At 56.9% G+C, this 15,371-nt stretch carries 16 protein-coding genes; 10 read left to right on the top strand and 6 right to left on the bottom strand.

Annotated features, from left to right (window positions below; genetic code table 11):
- Positions 1–7 precede the first annotated feature (7 nt).
- From nuoL to rpsD, 10 genes are all read left to right on the top strand, one after another.
- A complete protein-coding gene (gene nuoL / locus R2A130_RS01075; protein WP_009462963.1) occupies positions 8–2,017 on the top strand; it encodes an NADH-quinone oxidoreductase subunit L in 2,010 nt (669 codons plus the stop codon).
- Between the two features lie 3 nt (positions 2,018–2,020).
- The gene (locus tag R2A130_RS01080; protein ID WP_009462964.1) at positions 2,021–3,541 is read left to right on the top strand and encodes an NADH-quinone oxidoreductase subunit M; all 1,521 of its coding nucleotides are present in this window, start codon (positions 2,021–2,023) and stop codon (positions 3,539–3,541) included.
- Positions 3,542–3,555: 14 nt separating this feature from the next.
- Entirely contained in the window at positions 3,556–4,989 is a 1,434-nt protein-coding gene (nuoN, locus tag R2A130_RS01085) for an NADH-quinone oxidoreductase subunit NuoN (protein ID WP_009462965.1), read from the top strand.
- Between the two features lie 17 nt (positions 4,990–5,006).
- Entirely contained in the window at positions 5,007–5,762 is a 756-nt protein-coding gene (locus tag R2A130_RS01090; RefSeq protein WP_040304475.1) for a biotin--[acetyl-CoA-carboxylase] ligase, read from the top strand.
- 137 nt (positions 5,763–5,899) lie between these two features.
- A complete protein-coding gene (locus R2A130_RS01095) occupies positions 5,900–7,576 on the top strand; it encodes a ribonuclease J (RefSeq protein WP_009462967.1) in 1,677 nt (558 codons plus the stop codon).
- An 18-nt stretch (positions 7,577–7,594) separates the two neighbouring features.
- Positions 7,595–7,999 (top strand): methylmalonyl-CoA epimerase, encoded by a 405-nt coding sequence (gene mce / locus R2A130_RS01100; protein ID WP_009462968.1) that lies wholly within the window; start codon positions 7,595–7,597, stop codon positions 7,997–7,999.
- A complete protein-coding gene (locus tag R2A130_RS01105) occupies positions 7,999–8,277 on the top strand; it encodes a DUF1467 family protein (protein ID WP_009462969.1) in 279 nt (92 codons plus the stop codon). The genes mce and R2A130_RS01105 overlap by 1 nt, the downstream gene beginning before the upstream one ends.
- A gap of 78 nt (positions 8,278–8,355) precedes the next feature.
- Positions 8,356–8,955: a hypothetical protein gene (locus R2A130_RS01110; RefSeq protein WP_009462970.1), complete on the top strand. Its 600-nt coding sequence runs from the start codon at positions 8,356–8,358 to the stop codon at positions 8,953–8,955.
- A gap of 31 nt (positions 8,956–8,986) precedes the next feature.
- On the top strand, positions 8,987–9,769 hold the full coding sequence (gene murI, locus R2A130_RS01115) for a glutamate racemase (protein ID WP_009462971.1): 783 nt from the start codon (positions 8,987–8,989) through the stop codon (positions 9,767–9,769).
- A 205-nt stretch (positions 9,770–9,974) separates the two neighbouring features.
- Positions 9,975–10,592 (top strand): 30S ribosomal protein S4, encoded by a 618-nt coding sequence (gene rpsD, locus R2A130_RS01120; protein WP_009462972.1) that lies wholly within the window; start codon positions 9,975–9,977, stop codon positions 10,590–10,592.
- 74 nt (positions 10,593–10,666) lie between these two features.
- Here the strand turns inward: rpsD and R2A130_RS01125 are convergent, their stop codons facing one another.
- The 6 genes from R2A130_RS01125 to R2A130_RS17320 form a co-directional block, all read right to left on the bottom strand.
- On the bottom strand, positions 10,667–11,374 hold the full coding sequence (locus tag R2A130_RS01125) for a DUF2461 domain-containing protein (RefSeq protein WP_009462973.1): 708 nt from the start codon (positions 11,372–11,374) through the stop codon (positions 10,667–10,669).
- A gap of 6 nt (positions 11,375–11,380) precedes the next feature.
- Positions 11,381–11,719, bottom strand: coding sequence for a Grx4 family monothiol glutaredoxin (gene grxD, locus R2A130_RS01130; RefSeq protein ID WP_009462974.1), 339 nt, complete (start codon positions 11,717–11,719; stop codon positions 11,381–11,383).
- Positions 11,720–11,805: 86 nt separating this feature from the next.
- The gene (mazG, locus tag R2A130_RS01135; protein WP_009462975.1) at positions 11,806–12,630 is read right to left on the bottom strand and encodes a nucleoside triphosphate pyrophosphohydrolase; all 825 of its coding nucleotides are present in this window, start codon (positions 12,628–12,630) and stop codon (positions 11,806–11,808) included.
- Positions 12,627–13,454 (bottom strand): D-alanyl-D-alanine carboxypeptidase family protein, encoded by an 828-nt coding sequence (locus R2A130_RS01140; protein ID WP_040304693.1) that lies wholly within the window; start codon positions 13,452–13,454, stop codon positions 12,627–12,629. Before R2A130_RS01140 ends, mazG begins: the two co-directional genes overlap by 4 nt.
- Before the next feature lie 138 nt (positions 13,455–13,592).
- Positions 13,593–14,507 carry a pseudouridine-5'-phosphate glycosidase gene (locus R2A130_RS01145; protein WP_009462977.1) on the bottom strand — a complete coding sequence of 305 codons (915 nt, stop codon included), beginning with the start codon at positions 14,505–14,507 and terminating at the stop codon, positions 13,593–13,595.
- Complete coding sequence (locus tag R2A130_RS17320) at positions 14,504–15,367, bottom strand: PfkB family carbohydrate kinase (protein ID WP_009462978.1); 864 nt, start codon at positions 15,365–15,367, stop codon at positions 14,504–14,506. Before R2A130_RS17320 ends, R2A130_RS01145 begins: the two co-directional genes overlap by 4 nt.
- Positions 15,368–15,371 lie beyond the last annotated feature (4 nt).

The following is a 15,371-nucleotide window of genomic DNA, read 5'->3' on the forward strand; positions in this document are numbered from 1 at the left end:
TTTCATCATGCTTCATCTCATCGTTTTTCTTCCGCTTCTCGGCTTTTTGATCGCGGGCCTGTTCGGCAACCGCATGGGCGCAACTGCGTCTGAATATGTGACCACCGGTTTCATGGGTATCTCGGCGATCCTGTCTTGGGTCGTGTTCGGTTCTTTCTGGTTGGGTGGTGCAGAGCCGTTCACTGTGGATGTGTTGCGCTGGATTCAGGTCGGCAATTTCAGCGCCGATTGGTCGTTCCGCGTTGATACGCTGACGGCTGTCATGCTGGTGGTGGTGAACACGGTGTCCTGCCTCGTGCACATGTATTCCATTGGTTACATGAGCCACGATCCGCACCGCCCGCGCTTCTTCGCTTATCTGTCGCTTTTCACATTCGCGATGTTGATGTTGGTGACGTCCGACAACCTGATACAGATGTTCTTTGGCTGGGAAGGTGTGGGTTTGGCGTCATATCTGCTGATCGGGTTTTGGTACAAAAAGCCTTCTGCAAACGCGGCTGCGATGAAGGCCTTCGTGGTCAACCGCGTCGGTGACTTCGGCTTTGCCTTGGGCATTTTCGGCATCTTCGTGTTCTTCGGTTCGGTCAGCTTTGATGTGATTTTTGCAAAGGCGATCAGCATTGCTGAAAGCGGAACCGTTCCTGACGGTCCGGTTTTCGAGTTTGCCGGTTACGCTTTGGATCAAGCGTCAGCACTGACCATCATCTGTCTGCTTCTCTTCATGGGCGCGATGGGTAAGTCGGCGCAGTTCTTGCTGCACACCTGGCTGCCTGACGCCATGGAAGGCCCAACGCCGGTTTCCGCACTTATCCACGCAGCGACCATGGTTACGGCTGGCGTCTTCCTCGTGGCCCGCATGTCGCCAGTTTTCGAACTTTCATCGACCGCTTTGACTGTCGTGACGATTTTTGGGGCGACCACCGCATTCTTCGCGGCCACAGTCGGTCTCGTCCAAAACGACATCAAGCGTGTGATCGCGTATTCCACCTGCTCGCAGTTGGGCTACATGTTCGCAGCTCTCGGCGTCGGTGCCTACGGCGCTGGTGTGTTCCATCTGTTCACCCACGCTTTCTTCAAGGCACTGCTTTTCCTTTGCGCGGGTTCGGTCATTCACGCCGTTTCCAACGAGCAGGACATGCGGAAAATGGGTGGTCTGCGGAAGCACATTCCCAAGACCTATTGGATGATGGTTATCGGCACGATCGCCATTACCGGCGTCGGTATTCCGGGTACCATTTTTGGTACTGCCGGTTTCTTCTCCAAAGATGCGATTCTTGAAAGTGTTTGGGTCGGCACGAATCCGGCTGCCGGTTACGCCTTCTGGATGCTTGTCGTCGCAGCCTTCTTCACCAGCTTCTATTCATGGCGTCTGATTTTCATGACCTTCCACGGCAAGCCCCGCGCTTCCGCTGATGTGATGAGCCATATCCATGAGAGCCCCAACGTTATGCTGGTGCCGCTCTATATTCTGGCCGCAGGTGCCTTGTTTGCTGGTGTCGTGTTCCACACGCCGTTCATCGGTTCCCATCACGAGATTGGCGCGGTCGATCCGCATTATCTGGAGTTCTGGAAAGGCGCGTTGTTCACCGGACCGACGAACCAGATTTTGGAGATGTTCCATGATGTGCCGAAGCTGGTGAAATGGGCTGCTGTGCTGGTCATGCTGCCCGGTCTGGCGATTGCCTACTGGTTCTACATTCGCTCGCCGGATGTACCGGTGGAGCTCGCCCGCCAGCACAACGGTCTCTACAAGTTCCTGCTCAACAAGTGGTATTTTGACGAGCTTTACGAGCGCATTTTCATCCGTCCGGCCATGTGGCTTGGCCGCTTCCTTTGGAAGCAAGGTGATGGTCGTATAATCGACGGTTTCGGGCCCAACGGCATCGCCGCGCGGGTGCAGGATGTGACAGCGCGGGTTGTGAAACTGCAGACCGGCTATCTCTACCACTACGCTTTTGCGATGCTCATCGGCGCTGCTGCGCTCATCACCTACATCATGTTCACCGGGGTGAAGTGAGCCATGGCCGACCTCCCAATTCTCACGATCACGACCTTTCTGCCGCTGGTTGGCGCGCTGATTGTTTTCCTCATCTGGGAAGACAGCGAAGTCGCACGCCGCAATGTTCGCATGGTCGCGCTACTGACCACTTGCCTGACATTCCTTGTTTCTTTGGGCATCTGGGCAGGCTTTGATAACAGCCGCGCCGATTTCCAGTTCGTTGAGAAAGTCGAGTGGATCAGCGAAGGCGGCATCGCCTATCACATGGGTGTCGATGGCATTTCGATGTTGTTCGTCATCCTAACGACATTCCTCATGCCGTTCTGCATCCTCGCCAGTTGGGACGCTATCCAGCACCGTGTGCGTGAGTACATGATCGCGTTTCTGCTGCTCGAAACGCTGATGATCGGCGTGTTTTGCTCGCTTGATATAGTGCTGTTCTACGTGTTTTTCGAAGCCGGTCTCATCCCGATGTTCATCATCATCGGTGTTTGGGGCGGCCAGCGCCGCGTTTATGCGTCGATGAAATTCTTCCTCTACACGCTGCTTGGCTCGGTGCTCATGCTGCTCGCCATCATGGCGATGTACTGGCAGGCCGGAACGACCGACATCCCGACGCTGCTTGCCTACGACTTCCCTGCTGACATGCAGACATGGTTGTGGCTCGCTTTCTTCGCGTCCTTCGCGGTGAAGATGCCCATGTGGCCAGTCCATACGTGGCTGCCGGATGCTCACGTCGAAGCGCCAACCGCCGGCTCCGTCATTCTGGCTGGCATCCTGTTGAAAATGGGCGGCTACGGCTTCCTGCGCTTCTCGCTGCCCATGTTCCCGCTCGCCAGCGATACGATGCAGAACTTCGTCTTTGCACTGTCCGTCATCGCTATCATCTACACCTCGCTGGTGGCGTTGATGCAGGAAGATATCAAGAAGCTCATCGCCTACTCGTCGGTTGCCCATATGGGTTACGTCACCATGGGCATCTTCACGGCCAACGTTCAGGGCATTCAGGGCGCCATTTTCCAGATGCTGGCCCACGGTCTCGTGTCCGGTGCGCTCTTTCTCTGCGTCGGCGTTGTCTATGACCGTATGCACACCCGTGAGATCGCGGCTTACGGTGGCCTCGTGAACAACATGCCGAAATACGCTGTGGCATTCCTGATCTTCACCATGGCCAATGTCGGACTGCCCGGCACTGCTGGTTTTGTCGGTGAATTCCTGACGTTGCTCGGCGCTTTCCAGGCCAACACATGGGTCGCGATTTTCGCCACGCTCGGCGTCATCCTGTCTGCGGCATACGCGCTATGGCTCTACCGTCGCGTTGTGTTCGGCACGCTGGACAAGGAAGCCTTGAAGGCGATGCTCGATCTGAACACCCGCGAAAAAGTGATCCTCTATCCTTTGGTGGTGCTGGTCATTTTCTTTGGCGTCTATCCGTCGCCGGTCTTCGATGTGACGACCGCTTCGGTCGACAACCTCGTTGCCACCGTTCAGGCAGCCATTGATAGCGAAGCACGTTCAGCGCTCGCGGCAACCGGCAACTAAGGGGAGGGAGGACCATGCAGACTTTCGAATTCGCACAACTGGCCATCGTCGGCCCCGAACTCCTTCTCGCTGTCGGCGCTATGGCGCTGTTGATGCTTGGCGTGTTCATCGGAGAAACGTCCACGCGCATCGTGACCGGTTTGTCTGTCGCTTTGCTGGCCATTGCAGGCCTGTGGCTCATATGGGATCCGGCATCCGGTAGCGCTTTCAACGGCGCGGTGCTGATGGACCCTTTCGCGCTGCTGATGAAGATCCTCGTTATTATCGGTTCTGCGGCAGCCATCGCCATGTCGGTGAACTTTGCCAAGGAAGAGAATTTCGACCGGTTCGAATATCCGATCCTAGTGATCCTAGCGACTGTCGGCATGTTGATCATGGTCTCGGCCAACGATCTCATCACGCTCTATCTTGGCCTCGAAATGCAGGCACTGGCGCTCTACGTCATCGCTGCTATCAACCGCGACAGCCTGCGCTCTACTGAAGCCGGTCTGAAATATTTCGTCCTCGGCGCGCTGTCGTCCGGTATGCTGCTCTATGGCATGTCGCTTATTTACGGCTTCACTGGCCACACCAACTTCGCCGGTATCGCAGAAGCGATGACGGCAGAGCGTTCTCTCGGTCTGGTCTTCGGCATCGTCTTCGTGTTGGCGGGTATCGCGTTCAAGATTTCCGCCGTCCCTTTCCATATGTGGACACCAGACGTTTACGAGGGCGCGCCCACACCGGTTACCGCTTTCTTCTCGGCCGCCCCTAAAATCGCTGCCATGGCGATGCTGGTTCGCGTTGTTTACGGCGCGTTTGAACCCGCCGTTGCCGACTGGCAGCAGATCATCACCTTCATTGCCATCGCCTCGATGGGCCTTGGCGCGTTTGCCGCTATTGGCCAAACAAATATCAAGCGTCTCATGGCCTATTCGTCGATTGCCAATATGGGCTTTGCGTTGGTCGGTCTCGCTGCCGGCTCGCAAGAAGGCGTGTCGGGCGTCGTGCTCTACATGATCATCTATATGGCCATGACGCTGGGCACATTTGCCTGCATCCTCGCCATGCGCCGCACCGACGGTATGGTGGAAGACATCACAGACCTGTCCGGCCTGTCGCGCAGCAACCCGATGATGGCTTTGGCCCTGACAATCTTCATGTTCTCGCTTGCAGGCATTCCACCGCTGGCAGGGTTCTGGGCGAAGTATTTCGTCTTCCTCGCCGCTATCCAGTCGGAGCTTTATATCCTTTCCGTCATCGGCGTGCTGGCGAGTGTCGTTGGCGCGTTCTACTATATCCGCATCGTCAAGATCATGTGGTTCGACGATGGCGAACCCGCATTTGTTCCAATGGCTGGTGAGTTGAAAGTGGTTGGCACAATCGCTGCCGTCTTCACGCTGTTCTACGTGTTTGTTGCTGGCCCGCTTTCCACCGTGGCCACCGCTGCTGCGCGGACCTTCTTCTGATCGAAACACCTGTCGAGATTAAAGGTCTTCCAAATTGGCGCAGACTTGCGCTCGGTGATGTAGGCTCCACGAATACGGTCGCAATGGACGCGGCGCAGGGTGGTGATGCCGGACAGCTTTGGGTAACTGCCAAACGTCAATTGCAAGGCAAAGCGCGTCGCGGTCGTGCGTGGGTGTCGGAAGAGGGCAACCTCTACGCTTCTCTGTTATTGGTCGATCCGGCACCAGCCGACGCCATAGGCCAATTGCCTTTGGTGGCCAGCGTGGCACTCCACCGCGCGGTCGTTGCTGCGGTACCGGAGGCGAAAACACGGCTCACGATAAAATGGCCCAATGACCTTCTGCTGGACGGCAAAAAGCTCAGCGGCATGTTGTTGGAAGCGGCCCAGATCGGCGAACGCCACAACATCGTTATCGGCTGCGGAATCAATTGTGGTCACCACCCTGGCGAGGGGCTCTATCCATCCACCTCCGTTGCCGAATCCATCGCCCCCCTTGAACCTGCAGCACTTTTCCCCCATTTGGCCCGTGAGATGGCTGATGCACTTCACCGCTGGAACCGGGGAGCAGGCTTTGCAGCAATCCGCGATGACTGGCTTTCAAGAGCCGCCGGCCTCGGCCAACCCATCACAGCCCGATTTTCCAACCATGAGAAGAGCGGAATATTTGATAGTCTCGATGAAGACGGCTATCTCGTGCTGCGCGGCCAGAACGGTACGCAGCGCATATCTGCCGCAGACATATTCTTTGGCGAAACCGCCGAAACGCGCTAACGCAATCCCACAAACATCCGGCTTGAGAACACAGACAAAGGCCGAAGGGCACGGTTCAATTTCCTGAACCCGCCAAACCCGAAATTTTGAAAATTCGATGCGAACGCATCCAACGTAAATTTACTTAAGGAGCCATCATGGCAGCCAAAAAGAAAACCGACGATCTCATCTTCCTTCCCCTTGGCGGGGTCGGCGAGATCGGCATGAACTTTGCCCTCTACGGATACGGCAAAGGCAAAGACCGCCGCTTCATCATCGTTGATGTCGGCGTAACATTTCCCGGTGACGACTTCCCAGGTGCAGACCTCGTTCTGCCCGACATCAGCTACATTACCCAACGTCTCGACAAGCTCGACGGCATTATCATCACCCACGCTCACGAAGACCATTACGGCGCATTGCTAGCGCTCTGGCCAATGTTGAAAACCAAAGTGTGGTGCACCCCGTTCACCGCAGGCATGCTGGAAGCCAAGATCGAAGGCGAGCGCAATGCACCGAAAATCAAGATTGAAGTCTTCAAGGCAGGCGAGCCGTTCAAGGTTGGCCCCTTCGAAATCGAAGGCATCCACGTCACCCACTCTATACCTGAACCCGTGTCGCTGATGATCCGTTCGCCACTGGGCAACATCATTCATACTGGTGATTGGAAGCTCGACCACGCGCCGACACTGGGCCAGAAAACCGATGAGGCGCATTTCCGCCGCATGGGCGAAGAGGGCGTGCTCGCTCTTATCTGCGATTCCACCAACGCCATGGTCGAAGGCACCAGCCCGTCGGAAGAATCGGTTTCTGAAAGTCTGGCCAATGTCATCACCAACAGCACGGGCCGAGTGCTGGTCACCACCTTCTCATCCAACGTTGGTCGCATCCGTTCCATCGCTATGGCTGCTGAAAAAGCTGGCCGCAAAGTCATGATTCTCGGTCGCTCGCTGCTTCGCGTTTGCGATGTGTCCCGCGATCTCGGTTATCTCGATGGCATCGCGCCTTTCCTGACCGAAGACGAATACGGCTCAATCGCCCGCAACAAACTCGTGGTTATCTGCACCGGTTCGCAGGGTGAACAGCGTGCGGCACTCGGCAAGATGTCTCGTGGTGAACACCGCAACGCAACGCTGGCTGCAGGTGACAAAGTCATCTTCTCGTCCCGTTCGATTCCCGGCAATGAGCGTGGCATTAACGACATTCAAAACGCACTTGTCGAACAGGGCGTCGAGATCGTTCTCGATGGTGAGACGCTGGTTCATGTTTCCGGTCACCCGCGCCGCAGCGAGCTTGTGCAGATGTATGAGTGGACGAAGCCGACCATCGGCGTTCCCGTGCACGGTGAAGCCCGCCACCTGGCAGCCCATGCCAAGCTTATGGGCGAGCAAGGCATTTCCGATGTCGCGCCTGTCCGTAATGGTGACATGCTGCGCTTGGCCCCCGGGCCAGCGGAAGTGATCGACAACGTCACTGCCGGCCGCATTTACAAAGATGGCAATCTTGTCGGCACCGAAGACCAGATGGGCATTGCGCGCCGTCGTGTTCTGTCGTGGGTCGGTAATGTCGTCATCGCCATGGTCATCGACAGCCGTGGCGACCTTCTCGCCGATCCCGAAGTGGTTTGCGAAGGTCTGCCGCGCACGGTGGATGGCAACGACAGCTTCGAAGACATCATCTACGATGCCGCGCTCGAAGCCTTCGAAGCCATGACCGCTAAACAGCGTCGTGATCAGAACCGCATCACGCAAACGGTTGAACGTGCCGTGCGTGCCGAGATTCGTGACTTCTGGGGCAAGAAGCCGCTGATCACGGCTCTCGTCACCCGCGTCTGACCTGCGGTAGAAGACACCATGATCGGACGTTTGAACCATGTGGCACTCGCGGTGCCTGACCTTGCGAAAGCCACCGCGCTTTACCGCGACACACTGGGTGGCAAGGTAAGCGCGTCGCAGGCGCTGCCTGAACATGGCGTGACGGTCGTGTTTGTGGAACTGCCGAACACCAAGGTCGAACTGCTTGAACCTTTGGGGGAGGGCTCGCCAATTGCGGCCTTCCTCGAAAAATCGCCCTCCGGCGGTATGCACCACATCTGTTACGAGGTGGATGACATTCTGGTAGCCGCTGAAAAACTGAAGGCGGATGGTGCTCGGGTGCTGGGCAATGGCGAGCCGAAAATTGGCGCACACGGCAAGCCTGTGCTGTTCCTGCATCCGAAGGATTTTGCCGGAACGCTCGTTGAATTGGAGCAGGTGTGATGGGCATCGGAACCGCTATCGCCATCTATTTCGTGCTGTGGTGGACCACGCTTTTCGCCACCTTGCCCTTCCGTATGAAGAGCCAGGTCGAAGCGGGTCACGTGGTCGAGGGCACTGAACCCGCAGCCCCCATTCTTCCGCAGATGGGCAAGCGGATGCTGTGGAATTCGGTCGTTGCAGCCATCGTCTTCGCGCTGTTCTACATCACATTCTACGTCTTCGATTTCAGCTTCGACAGCATCCCGCAGATAGCGCCGACCTTTCGTTTCGACGGCTAAATCTACGCCTGAAATACCGTAAGAAACCTGATGTGAAGGTTTCCCCGCTTCACTGTCGCCAACACGACAGGAGCGCCCATGAATCCGCTGCATCTTTTCCTGTGGCCCACCGGCCGCATTCGCCCGTTTTCATACGGTGCCAACATGATGTGCGCGTCGATCATCGCCGTGTTGCCCGTATTGCTTTTGAACATCGACAGCTTCGCTGCCGGCATTGCGGGTATGAGACAGGGTGGAGCGCCCGATTTGCGGGCCCTGTTGACCCGACCTGACGTACAGGCCGCGTTTCTTTTCGGGCTATGGATGCACACGTGCCTGTCCTGCAAGCGGGCCCGTGATGCTTGGGGCAGTCCTGCGCTTGGCATAGTTTACGGTCTGGCTGGAGCATCGGTGCTGGCCTTTGGCCGCGAGGAAAGCATGATTGCGTTTGGCGCGGAATTGGCGGTTTTGGCGATCAGCATGGCATTGGTCGCCGTGAAAAGTGCCGCGCCTGATCAGAAGGACTCTGATTCTGACAATGTGGAACTGGACGCGCTTGGCGCACTATCAGACGAAGACTTGTTGCGCCGCGCAGCGATGTTGAACGCACATGCGCCGACTGTGGAAACACCTGCAGTACCCGTTGCTCCACGAGCGATGTCTCCGCACGCCAAACGTCCCGCATTCGGCAAGCGCTGACACAGCCACATTCCTTCGCTACGAGAGTAGCATGACAGTCCTCGTCTTCGATTCCGGCCTTGGCGGCCTCTCCGTTCTTCGCGAAGCCCGCATTTTGATGCCAGGCCATCGCTTCGTCTATGTGGCTGACGATGCCGCCTTTCCTTATGGCGACTGGGAAGCGGAAGCTCTGGTTGAGCGGATGATGGAGGTTTTCGAAGACCTCGTGACGCGCTTTGAGCCCAGCATGATTATCGTGGCCTGCAACACGGCTTCCACCATTATCCTTCCGCACTTGAGGAGCCGTTTTGATTTTCCCGTGGTTGGTACGGTACCCGCTATTAAACTGGCAGCGGAACTTACGGCCAGTGGCCATATCAGCGTGTTAGCGACGCCCGGCACGGTGCAGCGAGACTATACTCGTTCTCTGATCTCAGAATTTGCCAGCACGGTGAATGTTCGCCTTGTGGGCGCAGAGAAAATGGCAGGGTTGGCAGAACATTTTATGCTAACGGGCGAAACGGATACGGAAGCTGTCAAAAGTGAAATTGAGGACTGCTTCGTTGATCAGTACGGCGCGCGCACCGACGTCGTGGTGTTGGCATGCACCCACTACCCATTTTTGACCAACGTCTATCGCCGCCTAGCGCCGTGGCCGGTGGACTGGTTGAACCCGGCAGAAGCCATCGCACGCCATGCAAAGAGCCTGCTGCCTGATGGAGATCAGCCGGTGAAACCTATTCAAGATTTGGCGCATTTTACGGGCGGTAAGCCGGACGTTTTGCGCCAGCGCTTACTATCCGGTTTCGGTCTCGCAATCGCGGATGCACATTAGCACCAAGACCGTTTGACAGGCCGCAATTCCCGTCCTATTGCCTCCTCACGATGAACGTCCCAACGGGCGACCATCGACGTATCCCGTGGGATGTTTCGCAAAGCGTGCGTGTGCATCCCTGTCAGTCCCGCAAAATCGGGGCAGAGGAGGGTGCGTTTTCTCCGCCGCGTGGAATGGTCTGCGCGCGAACTTGAGAGGAAATGCTATGAGCAAGCGCCAAGCATCCAAATATAAGCTCGATCGCCGCATGGGCGAAAACATCTGGGGTCGTCCTAAGTCCCCGGTGAACCGTCGTGAATATGGCCCCGGTCAGCACGGTCAGGGCCGCAAAGGCAAACTGTCCGACTTCGGCATTCAGCTGCGCGCAAAGCAGAAGCTGAAAGGCTATTACGGCAACATCTCGGAAAAACAGTTCCGCAAGATTTTCGACCAAGCCAACGCCCAAAAAGGCGATACCGGTGAAAACCTCATCGGCCTGCTGGAGCGTCGTCTCGACACCATCATCTACCGTGCGAAATTCGTGCCAACCGTGTTCGCTGCTCGTCAGTTCGTGAACCACGGCCACCTGCTGGTAAACGGTGTGCGGACCAACATCCCATCCTACCGCTGCAAGCCGGGTGACGTGATCGAAATTCGCGAAAAGTCCAAGCAGCTCGCCATCGTTCTGGAATCTGTCGGCCTGGCCGAACGCGATGTACCGGAATACGTGACCGCAGATCACTCCAAGATGACCTGCTCGCTGGTTACTGTCCCAGCTTTCGGCGACGTGCCGTTCCCGGTTCTGATGGAACCGAACCTCACGGTCGAATTCTACTCGCGTTAATCGCGACACATATCGCAGAATGCAAAAGGGCCGCTCCAATAGAGCGGCCCTTTTTCTTTGCTCAATCGTGAAGCCTAGGTAGTGCTTTCTGCCTCGCGTACATGGTCTGTCACGCGCCAAACGTGCTGCATCATTGGCATTATATCGTGGGCAAAGCTGACGAGGTCACCGATTATCGCAGGCTTCTTTATGGAACCGTCTTTCAAAGATCGCTCCACGATGAAGCTTTTCATTTTTAGCCGATCCTGAAGGCGTTCGTCTTCTACATGCTTGAAACTATTGGGCACGCGAACGAGCTTATTGTCTTCGCCCCAAACCAAGCCTTTGGCTGCGAGATCCGCTTCAATCGCGAAGAATTCGTCAGGTTTTTCGACCAGCCGTTCGCGGAAGGCTTTGAGCATTGGGCCACTGGGCATCCACAGGCCGGAGGCGAAGAGGCAGCCTCCTGTTGTAAAATGAAAATAGACTCCGCCGGTGTCTTTCTTCGTGCCTGTGCGCGTCAGCACACCGGAGATGTGCTGGTTGTAAGGGTCTTTGTTTTTTGAAAACCGGATGTCGCGGTTAATGCGAAATGTGCTGGCACGGGGCGAGCCCTTCAGCGGAACATCAGCCTCGGCGAATGCGACCGATGCCGCATCGACAAAATGAGCAAGCGGATTTTTCACCGCCTGCTCATAGAGTGGCTTATTTTCGTGAAACCATTCGCGGCTTTGATGGAAACCCAGCGCTTTTAAAAAGGGCAGGGTATCCTCGGGAAAACCGGGGAAATCTGCTTCAGGCATAGTCGTTTACGCTGTGGCTTTCCCCTGCATCGGTACGCCTTTTTCTTCCAGCATTGTTTTCAATTCGCCCGACTGGAACATTTCGCGGGTGATGTCGCAGCCGCCGATGAACTCACCTTTGACGTAGATCTGCGGCACGGTTGGCCACTGGGTGAAGTCCTTCACGCCCTGGCGCAACTCGTCATCGGCCAGCACATTCACGCCTTTCCACTCGCAACCGAGATAATCCATAATCTGCGCGACCTGGCCGGAAAACCCGCATTGCGGGAAGGCGGGGGTGCCCTTCATGAAGACCAGCACGTCGTTGGTTGTTACTTCGTTTTTGATGAAATCCTGCATGCTCATGGCATTGCTCTCCGAATGGGTTTGCGTCGCGTAAGCGCTGCTTCATTACTAATCTAGGGGGACAAGCGTTGCTTTTCCAGTGGTGCCTAGTCGTGTGACTTCGCATCCACCCACAATTTTTCGAGTGCATCCAGATCAAGATCGCAAAGCGACTGGTCGCGCTTGGCAACAGCTGCTTCCATAGCGGCAAACCGCTTGCGGAATTTCCCGTTTGTCCGGCGCAATGCGCTACCGGGGTCCATGTCGAAATGACGGGCGAGATTGGCGACTGTGAATAGAACGTCACCCAATTCGTCCTCACGGCTGTCTGCCGTGCCACCATCGATTTCCGCTTCGAGCTCATCCAGCTCTTCGCGCATTTTCGCGATCACGGCTTTCGGATCGTTCCAGTCGAAGCCGACTTTGGACGCTTTTTGTTGCAGTTTCACCGCTTCCAACATCGGCTCCATAGCGGCTGGAACATCGTCCAGGAGGCCTGCGGGATTCGCTGCCGGCGTGAGGCCCATTGCGGCGCGGCGGTCGGCGCGTTCCGCTTTCTCTTCGGCCTTGATGCGCTCCCACATCCCCTTTGCCATGCCTGCGCTGCGGGCTTTTTCATCACCGAAAACGTGGGGGTGGCGGCGGATCATCTTTGTGGTGACGCCGTCCACGATATCACCGAAATCGAAACTGCCGTCTTCAGCCGCCATTTGCGCGTGATAGACAACCTGCAGCAGCAGGTCGCCCAACTCTTCGCGCAGGTTTTCCATGTCGCTGCGCTCGATGGCGTCCACGACCTCGTAAACCTCTTCGATCGTGTAGGGCACGATGGAGCGGAATGTCTGCTCCAAATCCCAAGGGCAGCCGGTTACCGGCGTTCGCAACGCCTGCATGATTTCAACGAGACGGGCAGGGTCGCGTGATGGTTTCAAGCGCCAAAGGCTTTCAACAATTCCACCATATGGCGGTTGCGGACTTTGCCGGAATCTTCGCCAAGGATCACACCAACCAGATGTTTATTGGGACGTTTAACGGACGTGGCGAGGTTGAAGCCTGACGCGCGTGTATAGCCGGTTTTGATGCCGTTTGCGCCTTTCAGCATGCCCAGCACGCGGTTATGCCCGCGGATGGTTTTGCCCTTCCAAACAAAGGTGCTCTTGCCGAAATAATGGAAATACTGCGGGTAGCGCTTTTGCAACGCCAGCGACAATGTCGCCATGTCGCGAGCGGTTGTGACCTGCAACCTGTCGGGCAGGCCCGATGCGTTGCGGAACGTTGTGGACCGCATGCCGAGCGACCGTGCGCGGGCAGTCATCATGCGTGCAAAGGTTGCCTCGGAACCGCCTAGGAATTCGGCCATCGCAGTGGCGACATCGTTTGCAGATTTTACGGCAAGCGCCTGCAACGCTGTGTCGACGTTGATGGTTTCACCGGCTTTGAGGTAGAGCTTCGACGCTGGTTTGCTGGCTGCGTAACTGGACACCGGAATCTCCGAGTTCAGCGAAATCCGGCGACGCGATAGCGCTTCAAACGCCATATACATCGTCATCATTTTAGTCAGTGAAGCTGGAAAACGGATGGCATCTGCGCGGGTGTTGTGGAGCACCTTGCCGGACTTTGCATCGATCACGATGGCTGCGTACCGCGCCGTTGGCGGCTCGTATGGCGCGGTGATGACGCTGCTTGTCGTGCAGCCCGTTGCAAATAGTGCGAGAGCCGCGATTACCAAAGCGCGCATTTTTGCTGTCAGCATCATATTATTGGTCCTGCCCGGCGGCGCGACTTTCGCCACGCCCATTGAAATCACTTCTGCCCCAAGCCACCCCGCATAGCATATTGGTGTGATTGTCCTAGCCCAAAGCTGCCTCACACGGTCGCGCAATTTGCCTCATTGCTAAATTGTGACCGCAGCAACGGCAATTTCGGCTGCCAGTGCAGCATTGTTGAGGATCAGTGCCTTGTTGGTGACCAGACTTGCGCCATCGGTTAGCTCGACCATTCGTCCCAATAGGAATGGCGTAACACCTTTGCCGGTGATGTTCTGTTGGTTGGCTTCTGTCAGCGCGGCTTCGATATGAGCACCGATTACGTCCGCCGCGATGGCGTCTGCTTCAGGCACGGGGTTCGTTACCAGCATGCCGCCACCGAGCGAGAGAGCTTTCCTGTCCGCCATATGGCGCGCGATCTTAATTGCCTCATCCATACGTAGCGGCGAAGGCAGCCCGCTTTCACGTGACCAGAAGGCGGGAAGTTCGTCGCAGCGATAGCCAACTACGGGCACGCCCTGCGTTTCCAGAACCTCGAATGTTTTCGGCAAATCGAGGATCGCCTTCGCCCCGGCACAAACCACCGTCACGGGTGTTCGCGCCAGTTCGATCAGGTCAGCTGAAATGTCGAAGCTGTCTTCAGCGCCACGATGAACGCCGCCGATACCGCCGGTGGCAAAGACTTCAATGCCCGCAAGTGCGGCGCAGATCATCGTAGCAGCGACCGTTGTCGAACCTGTTCGCCCCATCGTGACAGCGAATGCGAGATCGGCCCGCGAGAGTTTCATAACGTCTTTGGCCTGACCCAAAGCAACCAGCTCTTCGTCGGTCAGGCCGATGCGCAGTTGACCGTCTAAAATTGCGATTGTTGCGGGGACGGCGCCGCCAGCCCGTACTGTCTCTTCGACTTGTCGTGCTGTCTCAACATTTTCGGGCCACGGCATACCGTGGGTGATGATGGTGGATTCCAGCGCTACGACCGGGCGGCCTTCCGCCAGTGCTGCGGCAACGTCTGGTGATGCGGTGAATTGAGGTTGTGTCATTGAGCAATCGACTCGGTGGCGGCTTGCAACAGGTCATGGCGGGCGGGGCCGTTTACGGCAAGTACGGCCTGCGCGCAGGCGATGGCGAAAGTCGCGCAATGGTCGAACGATTGATGCTTCAACCAGCAGTGCAGGTAGCCCGCCGCCAACGCATCGCCCGCGCCCACAACATCGCCTGTAATGGCGGCGGGCGGCACCTCGAACTTGTCCATTTCACCATGATCAATAACACGCAGAACACCGGCACCGTCGCTGGATACGATCAGTGACACGTGGTCCGCTAAGGCGTTCAATCCGCCCAGCGCCTCTACCTCGCTTGCATTGGCAAGCAGCAGGTCAATCTTGTCGAGACAGCGTTCCAGCCGCGGTGCTTTGGCAGCAGATACGGCCAGTGCAGCCACCCAATCTGCCTTTGAACAAAGCGCTTCGATTGCTTCCGTTTCAAGATTGGCATCGACGATCAGGGCAGGGGCATGGTCCACCGGATCGGCAGAAAAATCGCGATAGATATCCATATCAGCCACGGCGATCAGCAGGTCGCCATTGCGATCCACGATGGCACTGTAGCTGGCTGTCGATGCATCACTGGTCTGCGCGTGCAGATTGATACCCAACCGCTCCGCTTCATCCTGAAATGCGCTCTGGTCCTGCCCCAAGACGGTGTGGAGTGCAGGCTTGTGGCCAAGGGCTGCAAGATCGACCGCGACATTCCACGCCGCACCACCAAGGCACTCGGTCCACGCACCTGGATTAGAGCGACCCATGGCGTCGCGGCCATCAATCCGCGCCGTTCGGTCGCGATGGGCGGCACCGGCAAGTGTGATGCCGGTGCTATCTTGCTGGATTTCTCGCGGTGGCATGGTT

Source organism: Ahrensia sp. R2A130 (assembly GCF_000179775.1).
Lineage (GTDB): Bacteria > Pseudomonadota > Alphaproteobacteria > Rhizobiales > Rhizobiaceae > Pseudahrensia.